This is a genomic window from Streptomyces sp. NBC_00224 (assembly GCF_041435195.1).
Taxonomy (GTDB): domain Bacteria; phylum Actinomycetota; class Actinomycetes; order Streptomycetales; family Streptomycetaceae; genus Streptomyces.
In genome coordinates this window covers 3,935,730-3,947,509 of record NZ_CP108106.1, presented here as the reverse complement: position 1 = coordinate 3,947,509, position 11,780 = coordinate 3,935,730, and the positions used below count along the sequence as shown (strand labels likewise).

Here is an 11,780-nt window from a genome sequence, read left to right as displayed (position 1 = left end):
CGGGCCGGTGGTTGGTACGTTCGCTCGCCATGAGCGAGCAGACATTCGGGATGAGCCGGTACGTACGGCATGGCAGGCTCATTGTCGGGTCCGTGGCCGCCGTCGGATTCCTCGCGAAAATGGTGTTCGCCGCCCGCACTCGGGGCCCCGCCGACGTCTTTTTCTTCTGGGCCTTCGCCCAGCACATCGAGAAGGTCGGACCGGTACGGATCTATGCGCATCCGATGCCGAGGCTTCCCGTCTACAACCATCCCCCGCTGGCGGGCTGGATGCTGCTCGGACTCGACCGCATCGCCCGCCTCGGCATCGAGTTCGGCACGCTGATCCGCACCCCCGCCTGCCTCGCGGACTTCGCGGCCGCGCTGCTCGTGTTCGAGATCGTACGGCGGCGCCGCTCGCTGCGGACGGCCGTCGCCTGCGGAATCGGGGTGACGCTCTCGCCCGTTCTGATTCCGACGTCCGGCTACCACGGCAACACCGACTCGGTCGCCGTCACCCTGGCGCTCGCCGCCGCCTGGCTGCTCGCGGACCGGCGGGCGCCGGTGGCCGCCGGAGTGGTCGCCGCGCTGTCCATCAGCGTCAAGTTCGTGCCGGTGGTGGCGCTGCCCGTGCTCGCGGTGGCGGCCTGGCGGGGCGGGCGGCGGGAGTTCGCGCGCTTCTCGGCGGCCCTGGGCGCGGTGCTGCTCGTGGTGTGGGGGCCGGTGCTGGCGACCGTGCCGGGTGCGCTGCGGGCCAACGTCCTCGAATACAAGGGCGGCAACTTCCGGCTGTGGGGCATCGTCAAGTTCGCCGAGTGGCTGGGCTTCTCCAACGAGTCGATCGCCGTGCTGCGCGGGCCCGGCCACTTCGTGGTGGTCCTGGTCTGCGTGGCGGCGGGCGTCTGGCCCGCCTGGCGCCGCCCGGACCGCGCGCCGCTGGCCGTCGCGATCAGCCTGAGCGTGCTGCTGCTGCTCAGCACCGCCTCCGGGGTCCAGTACCTGGCCTGGCCGGTCGCGGCGCTCTTCGCGATCGGCCTGTGGGAGGGCCTCGCGTACAGCGCGCTCGCCGGAGTCCTCGCCTCCTGGGTCTACACGATCCAGAAGCCCACCCGCTGGACCTACGACCAGCAGGTCCTGGGCGCGGTTGCCTGGACGGCGCTGCTGGTGGGGATCGCTTCGGGGTACGCGGCGGTGTTCCGGGCGCGCGAGCGGGGCCCGGCTGCCCCCGCCCCGGACACGGCCACCACGGTTCCGGTTCCGGCTCCAAGCGCGCCGCTGGAAGTGCGGTGATGCGCCTGCGGGCCGGTGGTGGGCTGGCCGCGCAGCGGCACTTAAGGGGCGCGGGGAACTGCGCGACCAGCCCCCACCGGCCCGCAGACAAACACGCGCCCCCTTATGAGGCCCCCCAACCCACGTCACCCCTGGAGACGCCCGTGCAGCCGCCGCCCGCCCGCACCCCCGAAGCCGTCGACCGCTCAGGTCAAAAACCCCGCATCGGCATCCTCGTCGTCGCCTACAACGCCGAGACCACGCTGGAGAGGACCCTCGACCGCATCCCGGCCGACTTCCGCTCCCGTATCGACGAGATCCTCATCCTCGACGACGCCAGCCACGACGGCACCTTCACCGCCGGATGCCGCTGGTCCCAGGCCGAGGGCATGCCCCGTACCGTCGTCATGCGGCACACCAAGAACCTCGGCTACGGCGGAAACCAGAAGGCCGGGTACGCGCTGGCGGCCGAGCGCGGGCTCGACATCGTCGTCCTGCTGCACGGCGACGGGCAGTACGCCCCCGAACTCCTCCCCGACATGGTCGCGCCCATCGAGAACGGCGAGGCCGACGCCGTGTTCGGCTCGCGCATGATGGACCGGGGCGGCGCCCTGCGCGGCGGAATGCCGCTCTACAAATGGCTGGGGAACCGCGTCCTCACCCGCCTGGAGAACTCGCTGCTCGGCTCCCGGCTCACCGAATTCCACTGCGGCTACCGCGCCTACAGCGTCGCCGCCCTGCGCCGGCTCCCCGTCGACCGCAATACGGACGCCTTCGACTTCGACACCCAGATCATCGTCCAGCTCGTCGACGCGGGAATGCGAATCCGGGAAATCCCCATTCCCACTTATTACGGCGACGAGATCTGTTACGTCAACGGGCTCAAGTACGCCAAGGACGTGGTGAAGGACGTCCTCGAATACCGGCTCGCGGCCAAGGGGTTCGGCACCTGCCCGTGGATTCCCAAGCCCGACGGATACGCCTTCAAGGAGGGCGACGGCTCCTCCCACTCCGTCATCCTGGACCGCATGCGCGCCCTCCCGCCGGGCCGCGTTCTGGACCTCGGCTGCTCCGGAGGCCTGTTCGCAGAGCGCCTGGAGGCGCTGGGCCACGAGGTGACCGGCGTCGACTGCGTCGAGGTGGCGGGCGTGCGCGAGAGGTGTACGCGGTTCTTCCTCGCGGACCTTGAGGAGGGGCTGCCCGAGGAGATCGGGCGGGGGTACGACTACGTGGTCGCCGGGGACGTCATCGAGCACCTCTCCCGGCCCGAGCGCGTCCTCGCCGAGATCGCCCGGGTCCTGCGCCCGGGCGGCCATGTGCTGCTGTCCGTACCGAACTTCAGCCACTGGTACGCCCGGCTGCGCGTCGTCCTCGGGGTGTTCGGGTACGACCGGCGCGGCATCCTCGACGAGACGCATCTGCGCTTCTTCACCCGCGCCAGCCTGCGCCGCACGGTCCAGGGCGCGGGGTACGACATCCTCGCCACGACCTCGACCGGGGCGCCCTTCTGGGCGCTGCTCGGCGGGCAGGGCCTGGTGGGGCGCGCGGTGGCGGGGACGCTCGGCGGTCTTTCCCGGCTGCTCGTGCGGCTGCGGCCGACCCTCTTCGGCTATCAGCACATCGCCCTGCTCACGCCGCACGCGGCGGAGACGATCATCGCTGGGGAGCACGTCGATGTACAGGACATCCTCAACCGTCAGTACACCCCCGCCGACCGCGTGGGCGTGTGAAGTCCCGGTCAGGAGAAGGACGTTGAACCTGTCCAGCCTCGCCCTGCTGCTCTTCGCGGTGTTCTCCTCGGCGGGCGGTCAGATCATGCTCAAGCACGGCATGCGCACCGCCGCGGTCGCCGTGGAGCACGGCGGCGGCTCGATCGCGCTGCGGGCCGCCACCAGCCCGTGGATCGTGGCCGGCCTGGTCGTCTTCGCCGTCTCGGCCGTCGCCTGGATGTCGACGCTGGCCCGGGTGCCGCTGTCCATCGCGTACCCCTTCAACGCCCTGGGGTACCTGCTGATCGTGCTCGCCAGCTCGACCGTGCTGCATGAGCGGACGTCTGGGTGGACGTGGGCGGGCTCGCTGCTGGTGGTCGTCGGGCTCTTCACGGTGATGGCCGGCCAGCAGCGGTGACCCGGCGGGCGCCGGTCCGGCCCGGCAGTGGCGGGACCGCGCGCCGGACGGGCTCCACCGGCCCCAGCACGTCGGCGGGTTCGCCCAGGAACACCGTGCGCACCACGCGCTCGGCGGCGCGCCCGTCGTCGTACGCACAGAACCGCTCCCGGAAGGCGGCCCGCAGCACGGCGTTGGCGCGGCTGTCCCAACCGCCGTCCCGCAAACAGGAGATGAGCTCGTCCGTGCTGGTGGTGACCGCGCCCGGGGTGTCTCCCGGGCGTCCCGAGAGGAGGTCGAAGCAGACGCCGCGGACCGTTCGGTACACCTCCCAGTCGGGGGCGTGGACGACGATCGGGCGGTCCAGGTTGGCGTAGTCGAACATCACCGAGGAGTAGTCGGTGACCAGCGCGTCCGCCGCCAGGCACAGCTCCTCGACCCGGGGGTGTGCCGAGACGTCGAGCAGCCCGGGGTGCTCCGGCAGCCCGGCCGACGCGTAGAAGTAGTGGGCGCGCACCAGCAGCAGGGTGCCGGGCCCCAGCGTGTCCGCGACGCGGACCAGGTCCACGGCGCCGGAGAAGCCGCGCTCGTACTCGCGGTGGGTCGGCGCGTACAGGATCGCGCGGCGGTCCGGCGCGATGCCGAGCGAGCGGCGGACGGCGGCGACGGACTCGGCGGTCGCCGTCGCGTACACGTCGTTGCGCGGATAGCCCGACTCCAGGTGCCGCACCGCGCCCGGGTAGGCGCGCGACCAGGTCTCGGTGGAGTGCGGGTTGGCGGAAAGCGACCAGTCCCAGCGGTCGACGCGGCCCAGGAACCGGCGGAAGCTGAAGCCCTTGGCGGCGGCCGGATACGCGAGCTGGTCCAGGCCCATGCGCTTGAGCGGGGTGCCGTGGTGGGTCTGGAGGTGGAGCTGGCCCGGGCGCTTGACCAGGTGGTCGGGGAAGTTGACGTTGTTGACGAAGTAGCGGGCGCGGGCCATCAGCCGCCAGTACGCCAGGGTGTCCGGCAGCACGAAGGCGTGCCCGTCCGCCGCCTCCGCCCTGGCCACCACCCACACGCCCTTGATGTGCGGGGCGAGTTCGGCGGCCTTGCGGTGGACGGCCGCCGGGTTGCAGCTCACACCCCGGTTCCAGTACGAGGCGTACACCGCGAGCCGGGGGTCGAGCGGGAGGAGCCGCTGGAGGCGGTAGTAGTGCCGGAACAGCGTGCGGAGACCGGACTTGCGCAGGGCGCGGACGCGCGAGCGCAGTCTGCGGCGGGCCGCCAGGGCCCGGTCGAGCGCGGCCAGCGTCAGGGACCGGCCCTCGGTGAGCAGCCGACCGCGCACCCCGGACCGCCCGCCGCCCGCCCGGTGGCCGACGGGGCGGTGGGTCCGGCTGAACGCGGCCACCGCCCGGACGTACGCCCGCCGCTGCCCGCGCGCGCCCGCGTAGGTCTTCAGCAACTCCCGTACGGCCAGCGCGTACAGCGGCCCGCGCAGGTCCTCCGCCCCGGGCCGGGCGGCGACGTCCGCGAGCAGCGCGTCGTACGCGGCGACGACCTCGCGGCGGTCCTGGTGCGCCCCTGGGAGCGGGCGCTGCTGGCGGTGGTCCACGCACGGAGTGGCGAGGGCCGCCACCGATCCGGCCGCGATGAGCGAGCCGAGCGCCCACATCGCCTCGGCCCGCTCGCCGGAGCCGAACCGCAGGCCCCCGTCGCGCCAGAACTCCCGCCGCACCGCCCGGTTCCAGCTCACCGGGGCCACCCCGAGCAGACCCGGCCGCCCGGCGGCGGTGGTCACCGCGTCCCCGGCCGCGCGCAGCACGTCGAGGGAGCGGGTCGGCTCGGCCGTACCGAGGAACGGGGTGCGCAGATGCCCGAAGAGCAGCACGTCCGGGTCCCCGGCCGCCTTCAGGCGCCCGTCGATCGCGTCGAGCGCCCCCGGCAGCTGGACCAGCCCCGGCTCCAGGAAGAGCAGATACTCCCCGCGGGCCTGCCCGGCCCCGGCGTCGCGCCGCTCGCCCGCGCTCACGGGCGCGGCCAGGTGGACCGCCCGTACGCGCGGGTCGGCGGCGGCGAGCTCGTCGAGCAGCCGCCCGGACCCGTCCACCGACCCGTCGTCGACGCCAATGACCTCGATGTCGGCGAGTCGCTGCCGCAGTACGGATTCCATGCACTCGCGGAGGAGCCCGCGGGCCTCGTGGACGGGGACGACGACGGTGAAACGGGGCAACGCGGGGACCTCTTTTCGGGGGCCGAAGGCCCATAAGGGGCGCGGGGAACTGCGCGACCAGCCCTCCACGGTCCGCAGACGACGTGACTCCGGCGGGAGCGGGGTCAAGGCGGGGTGCGCAGCCCGGCGGGACGGGGGTGCCGCTGTGCCCACCCGTGCCGCCCCAGCGGCACGATTGCCCACAGCGGTGGGGCGGGGTGCTAGACCAGGCCCGCCAGTTCCCGCTGGACCGTGGTCGTCGGCAGGGCCGCCGACGGTGCCGGGCGGCGGTCCTCGACCGGTACGAACGGGGGCAGACCGGCACTCTGGCCCAGGAACACCCGCCGCACCACCCGCTCCGCCGCGTGCCCGTCGTCGTACGGACAGAACCGGGCCCGGAACGCGGCCCTCAGCTGGGCCGAGCGGGAGCCGCGCCAGTGGCCGGTGGTGAAGATGTCGATCAGCTCGTCCTCGGTGCGGGCGACCGCGCCCGGCGGGAAGGCCCGCAGGTCGAAGTAGGTGCCGCGGGCCGCCTCGTAGGCCTCCCAGTCGTCCGCGTGGATGACGATCGGGCGGTCCAGGTTGGCGTAGTCGAACATCAGCGACGAATAGTCGGTGACCAGCGCGTCGGCGGCCAGGCACAGCTGCTCGACCGACGGGTGCCCGCTGACGTCGATGATCCGGGGGTGCACGTCCTGGTCCGCCAGCGGCGCCCCGTACGTGAAGTGGGCGCGGGTGAGCAGCACGACTTCCGGGCCGAGCGTGCGGGCCACGCGCTCCAGGTCGAGCGGGCGGTGCTGGCCGCGCCGGTAGTCGCGGTGGGTCGGCGCGTACAGGACGGCGGTGGCGTCGGCGGGGATGCCCAGGCCGTCGCGGAGCCGGGCCACGTCGGCGGCGCTCGCCCCGTGGAAGACGTCGTTGCGGGGATAGCCGTATTCGAGCGTGGTGTAGCCCGAGGGGTAGGTGCGCTCCCAGGTGAGGGTGGAGTGCAGGTTGGCGGAGAGGCTGTAGTCCCACCGGTCGCTGCGGGCGACCAGATGGGCGAAGTCGGTGTCGCGGACGGCGGCCGGGCGGTCCATCAGGTCCAGGCCCATGGTCTTGAGCGGGGTGCCGTGATGGGTCTGGAGCAGCACCTGGCCGTCCCGCTTGACCAGTCGGCCGTCGAACTCCACATTGCTGACCAGGTACTTGGCGCGGGCGAGCGCCGTCCAGTACGCGAAGGTGTCCGGCGCCACCTTGCGGGTGGCGGGCGGCGCGGTGTGCAGATGCGCGGGCGCGGCGACCCAGGCGGTCCGCACCCGGGGCACCAGCTCCCGCACCTTCGCCTCGATCGCGGCCGGGTTGCAGGCGTACCCCCGGTTCCCGTACGCGCTGAAGACCGCCTCGTCCCGCACCGGCAGACGCAGCTGGACCCGGTAGTGCAAGTGGAGCACTCCGGAGCGCAGCGCGCGGCCGAGCGCGCGCAGCGGCCGGCCCGCGCGGGCGCGCAGCGCGCTGAGCGCCCCCAGGCCCAGATAGGTGCGGTGGGCGCCGAGCCGGACCAGGCCGTGCCGCACCCGGACGCGGAGGGTGCGCGGGCCGCCGCCGGGGGAGTGGTGGCGGCGGTACTGGGCGCGGGCGCGGCGGAAGAACTCGGTGCGGCTGCCGCGCGGCAGCCGCACCCGGGTGGTGAACACGGTGAGGAAGTGGTCGGCCATCTTCCGGAAGATCAGCGGCCGCAGTGGGGCCAGCTCGGGGCGCGCGTCGATGAACGCGAACACCCGGTCGTACTGGTCGAAGAGGTCGAAGTGGTGGTGGCTGGTGGTGGAGAGGATGCTGCCCTGGCGGCGCTGGCGGTAGTGGACGCAGACCCGGTCGAGCGTGGTGAGCGAATCGGCGGCCATCAGCGCCGGATACGTCCAGGGCGCGTCCTCGTAGAAGCCGGGCGTGAAGCTGAAGCCCTGCTCCTCGATGAACTCGCGGCGGTACGCCTTGTTCCACACCACGCTGAGCAGCTTGAGCAGCCCCGGCCGGTCCGCGAGCCGGAAGGTGGCGGGCCCGGCCTCGGCGAGCTGGGCGGCCGACTTGTTGCGGACCTGCTCGCCCGACCAGAACGTGCGCGCGTAGTCGTACAGCAGGACGTCCGGGTCGCCGGTCTCCTTGAGCCGGTCCGCGACGGCCTGGAGGGCGCCCGGGGTGAGGGTGTCGTCACCGTCGAGGAAGACGACGTAGTCGCCGGTGGCATGGGCGAGTCCGGCGTTGCGGGCCGGGCCGAGGCCGGTGTTGGTGTCCAGGTGCACGGCGGTGACACGGCGGTCGCGGGCGGCGTGTTCGTCGATGATCGCGCCGCACGCGTCTGGTGAGCAGTCGTCCACCGCGATCAGTTCCAGATCGTCGTACGACTGACTGAGCACCGAGCCCAGGCAGTCGTGGAGATAGGCCTGGACCTTGTACACGGGGACGATCACGCTGAACCGGGGCATGGCCCGTAGAACGGCGGAGGGCGCGAGCGGGTTACGCCGGTGGTGGCAGACGGGGTAAAGCCGCGGCGCCCGTTTGACGTGGGCTACTTGACGGCGCCCGCCATCACCCCCGACACGAACTGGCGCTGGAAGGCGAAGAAGACGGCCAGCGGGATGACCATGGAGACGAAGGCGCCGGGCGCCAGGACGTCGATGTTGTTGCCGAACTGCCGTACCTGCTGCTGGAGGGCGACCGTGATCGGCGGGTGCTTGGAGTCCGCGAAGATCAGCGCGACCAGCATGTCGTTCCAGACCCACAGGAACTGGAAGATGCCGAGCGAGGCGATCGCCGGGCCGCCGAGCGGCAGCACGACCCGGGTGAACAGGCGTATCTCGCCCGCCCCGTCGAGCCGCGCGGCCTCCAGGAGCTCCCGGGGGATCTCCGCGAAGAAGTTCCTCAGCAGGAAGATCGCGAAGGGCAGGCCGAAGGCGACGTGGAAGGTGATGACGCCGACCGTCGTCTCGAAGATCCCGACCTCGCCGAAGAGCTTGGCGACCGGTACGAGGGCGACCTGGACGGGGACGACCAGCAGGCTCACCACGACCATGAACCACCAGTCGCGGCCGGGGAAGTCCATCCAGGCGAAGGCGTATCCGGCGAACGAGCCGATGACGACGACCAGGACGGTCGCGGGCACGGTGATCACGACGGTGGAGAGGAGCGAGTCGGTGATCGTGCTGTTGTCCAGCAGGTTGGAGTAGTTGTGGAAGGTGAGCTGGGACGGCTCGTTGAAGATCTTCCACCAGCCGGTGGAGGCGATGTCGGAGGGGCTGCGCAGCGAGGACAGCAGCAGCCCGACGGTCGGCATCAGCCAGAAGAGCCCGACGAGGATGAGAAAGACGCGCAGCGCGCCGCCACCGGCCCGGGCGGCGATCCGGGCGGGCAGGGACTGCTTGGCCTTGACGACTCCTACGACTGTCATCGTCGGGCCTCCCGCCGCATCCTGCGGATGTTGAAGAGCATCACCGGTACGACCAGGATCAGCAGCAGGACCGCGATCGCGCTGCCGACGCCGAGGTCGGCGTCCGTGCCGAACGAGGAGCGGTAGAGCTGGAGCGCCAGGACATTGGCGTCGTCCTGGCTGGAGCCGGGCGCGATGATGAAGATCAGGTCGAAGATCTTCAGCACGTTGATCATCAGCGTGACGAGGACGACGGCGAGGACGGGCGCGAGCAGCGGCACGGTCACCCGCCGGAAGACCTGCCACTCGTTGGCGCCGTCCACCCGCGCCGCTTCCAGCAGTTCGCGCGGCAGCCCCGCGAGTCCCGCCGCGATGAGCACCATCGCGAACCCGGCCCACATCCAGATGTACGAGCCGATGATGGCGGGGGTGACGAGGGTCGGGCCGAGCCAGTTCACGCCGTTGTAGGGCTCGCGGAAGTTGCTGCGGGGCAGCCGCAGTTGGGCCCCGTCGGCCTTGGCGGGAAGGGTGAACGTACCGTCCGCGCGCGCGGTGGCGGTGGCGACGACATGACCGTCCCGGACGGCTTCGATCTTGATGCCTTTGAGGCCGAGCTCCTTGGAGTCGATGGTGTTGGGGGTGCCACCGCCCCCTCTGGTGAAGTCGAGCCAGGCGGTACCGGTGATCTCGCCGGGACCGGCGGCCGCCGCCTTCGCCGCCTTCGCGGACGACGGCATCTTGTCGGCGGCGACCCCGACGAGCGGGAGCAGCGCGGGCTGCCCGGCGCGGACCGCGTCCTTGGTGACGAAGGAGCCGCTGCCGCCCGGCTTGAGCGGGGCGGCGGGCAGCGGATGGGCCCGGGGGAACCCGGCCGACTCGGCGAACGTGTCGTGCACCCCCACCCAGACGGCGTTGGCGACCCCCCGGTCCGGGTCCTGCTCGTACACCAGCCGGAAGATGATCCCCGCGGCGAGCATCGAGATCACCATCGGCATGAAGACGATCAGCTTGAACGCCGTTCCCCAGCGCACCCGTTCGGTCAGTACGGCGAAGATCAGCCCGAGTGCGGTGGCGATGGTCGGGGCGCAGACCACCCAGATCGCGTTGTTCTTGACGGCGGTCAGGATGGTGTCGTCGGTGAAGAGGGTCTTGTAGTTGTCGACCCCGGCGAAGCCGTCGCCCGACTGGTCGAAGAACGAGCGGTAGACGGAGTACCCGATCGGATAGACCACGAGCGCGCCGAGCAGGACGAGCGCGGGAAGCAGGAACCCGGCGGCGAGGTAGGCACGGGTCCTGGTCACGCTCTTGCGGGTACGGGGAGCGGGCGAGGGTGCCGGGGCGGCGGTCATGGCGGGCGGCCCGGTCAGCTCTTGTACGCCGCGGCCGCGTCGGCCTCCAGCTTGGCCTGGGCACCGCCGACGTCCTTCGGGTTCTTCAGGAAGTCCTGAAGGTCCTTCCACTCGCCCTTCCCCGGCGTCCCGCCGAAGGACTGCGGCGCCTGGTCGGACATGTCGAACCGCACGTCGTCCCCGGCCGCGATCAGGGCCTTGGCGATGTCACGCTGTACGTCGTTGGGGTACGCGGCGAGGTCGGTGGCCTTGTTGGGCGAGATGTAACCGCCCGAGGCGGCCCACACCTTGGCGGCGTCCGGGGAGGCCAGCCAGGTCAGCAGGGCCTGGGCGCCCTTGGTGTCCTTGAGCGCGACGGCGGCGTCCCCACCGGTGACGACGGGCGCCTTGGCGCCAACAGCCGGGAACGGGAAGACCTTCGCATCCGTCCCGATCCTGGCGGAGGTCTGCCCGATGTTGACACTGACGAAGTCCCCCTCGAAGACCATTCCGGCCTTGGGCTGGTCGCCGCCGGTGAAGGTCTGGGTGACGGAGGCGGGGAACTCGGTCTGGAGGGCGCCGGTCGCGCCGCCGGCGATGAGGGCGGGCTTGCCGAAGAGCTGGCCGAGGGTGGTCAGGGCGTCCTTGACGGACGGGTCGGTCCACTTGATCCGGTGCTTGGCCAGCTGGTCGTACTTCTCGGGCCCCGCCTGGGAGAGGTAGATGTTCTCGAACCAGTCGGTGAGGGTCCAGCCGTCGGCGCCGCCGACGGAGACGGGGGTGACGCCGGAGGCGGAGATGGTGTCGGCGGTGGCGAGGAAGTCCTTCCAGGTCTTGGGGACTTGGGCGCCCGCCGCATCGAAGACTTTGGTGTTGTACCAGACGAGGGACTTGTTGGCGGCCTTGAAGTACACGGCGTACTGGGTGCCGTCGACCGCGCCCAGGTCCTGCCAGACCTTGGAGTAGTTCTTGGCGAGCTGCGCCTTGGCCTCCGGCCCGACGGGCTTGACCCACTTCTTCTGCACGGCCTGCTGGATGGCCCCGACCTGCGGCAGCATGGCCACGTCCGGCGGACTGCCACCGGCGATCTTGGTCCCCAGGAAGTTGACGATGGGGTCCTGGGCCGGAACGAAGGTGACGGTGGCGCCGGTCCGGCTCTCGAACTCCTTCAACACCTTGACGAAGTTGGCCTGCTCGGGCCCGGTCCACACGGCGGCGACCTCGATCTTCTGCCCGTCGAGACGGGGGAGGGTGAGGGTGGCCGGGCTGCCGGACTTGCTCTTGTCCGGCTTCGCGCCGTCGTCCTTGTCGTCGTCCCCGCAAGCGGTGGCGGTGAGGGCGAGCGCCCCGATGATCGCCATCCCGACCAGCTTCCGACCTGTACGCGTGCCTGTACGCATGGCTTGCCGCCTCCCGCCGCCGAGGTCGTCCCGTCCGGACAGTCCTACGCCGGGTGCGGGGGGCCCGCAATAGCGCGATCGACATCAACTGGGCGATCGTGA

The 11,780-nt window shown here is 71.7% G+C and carries 8 protein-coding genes; 3 read left to right on the top strand and 5 right to left on the bottom strand.

Going from position 1 to position 11,780, the window contains the following annotated elements; translation table 11 throughout:
* Positions 1–29 precede the first annotated feature (29 nt).
* The 3 genes from OG965_RS17555 (at position 30) to OG965_RS17545 (ending at position 3,374) form a co-directional block, all read left to right on the top strand.
* Positions 30–1,268: a glycosyltransferase 87 family protein gene (locus OG965_RS17555; protein ID WP_371653016.1), complete on the top strand. Its 1,239-nt coding sequence runs from the start codon at positions 30–32 to the stop codon at positions 1,266–1,268.
* Positions 1,269–1,411: 143 nt separating this feature from the next.
* Positions 1,412–2,977, top strand: coding sequence for a methyltransferase domain-containing protein (locus tag OG965_RS17550; RefSeq protein WP_371653015.1), 1,566 nt, complete (start codon positions 1,412–1,414; stop codon positions 2,975–2,977).
* A gap of 22 nt (positions 2,978–2,999) precedes the next feature.
* Complete coding sequence (locus OG965_RS17545; protein WP_371653014.1) at positions 3,000–3,374, top strand: hypothetical protein; 375 nt, start codon at positions 3,000–3,002, stop codon at positions 3,372–3,374.
* On the opposite strand, the gene OG965_RS17540 is transcribed toward OG965_RS17545, so the two are convergent.
* The 5 genes from OG965_RS17540 to OG965_RS17520 form a co-directional block, all read right to left on the bottom strand.
* Entirely contained in the window at positions 3,346–5,568 is a 2,223-nt protein-coding gene (locus tag OG965_RS17540) for a CDP-glycerol glycerophosphotransferase family protein (RefSeq protein ID WP_371653013.1), read from the bottom strand. The genes OG965_RS17545 and OG965_RS17540 overlap by 29 nt on opposite strands.
* Before the next feature lie 200 nt (positions 5,569–5,768).
* Positions 5,769–8,009, bottom strand: a complete 2,241-nt coding sequence (locus OG965_RS17535) for a CDP-glycerol glycerophosphotransferase family protein (RefSeq protein ID WP_371653012.1) — start codon at positions 8,007–8,009, stop codon at positions 5,769–5,771.
* 83 nt (positions 8,010–8,092) lie between these two features.
* On the bottom strand, positions 8,093–8,971 hold the full coding sequence (locus OG965_RS17530) for a carbohydrate ABC transporter permease (protein ID WP_371653011.1): 879 nt from the start codon (positions 8,969–8,971) through the stop codon (positions 8,093–8,095).
* Positions 8,968–10,299 (bottom strand): carbohydrate ABC transporter permease, encoded by a 1,332-nt coding sequence (locus tag OG965_RS17525; protein WP_371653010.1) that lies wholly within the window; start codon positions 10,297–10,299, stop codon positions 8,968–8,970. Before OG965_RS17525 ends, OG965_RS17530 begins: the two co-directional genes overlap by 4 nt.
* 14 nt (positions 10,300–10,313) lie before the next feature.
* Entirely contained in the window at positions 10,314–11,678 is a 1,365-nt protein-coding gene (locus tag OG965_RS17520) for an ABC transporter substrate-binding protein (protein ID WP_371653009.1), read from the bottom strand.
* Positions 11,679–11,780 lie beyond the last annotated feature (102 nt).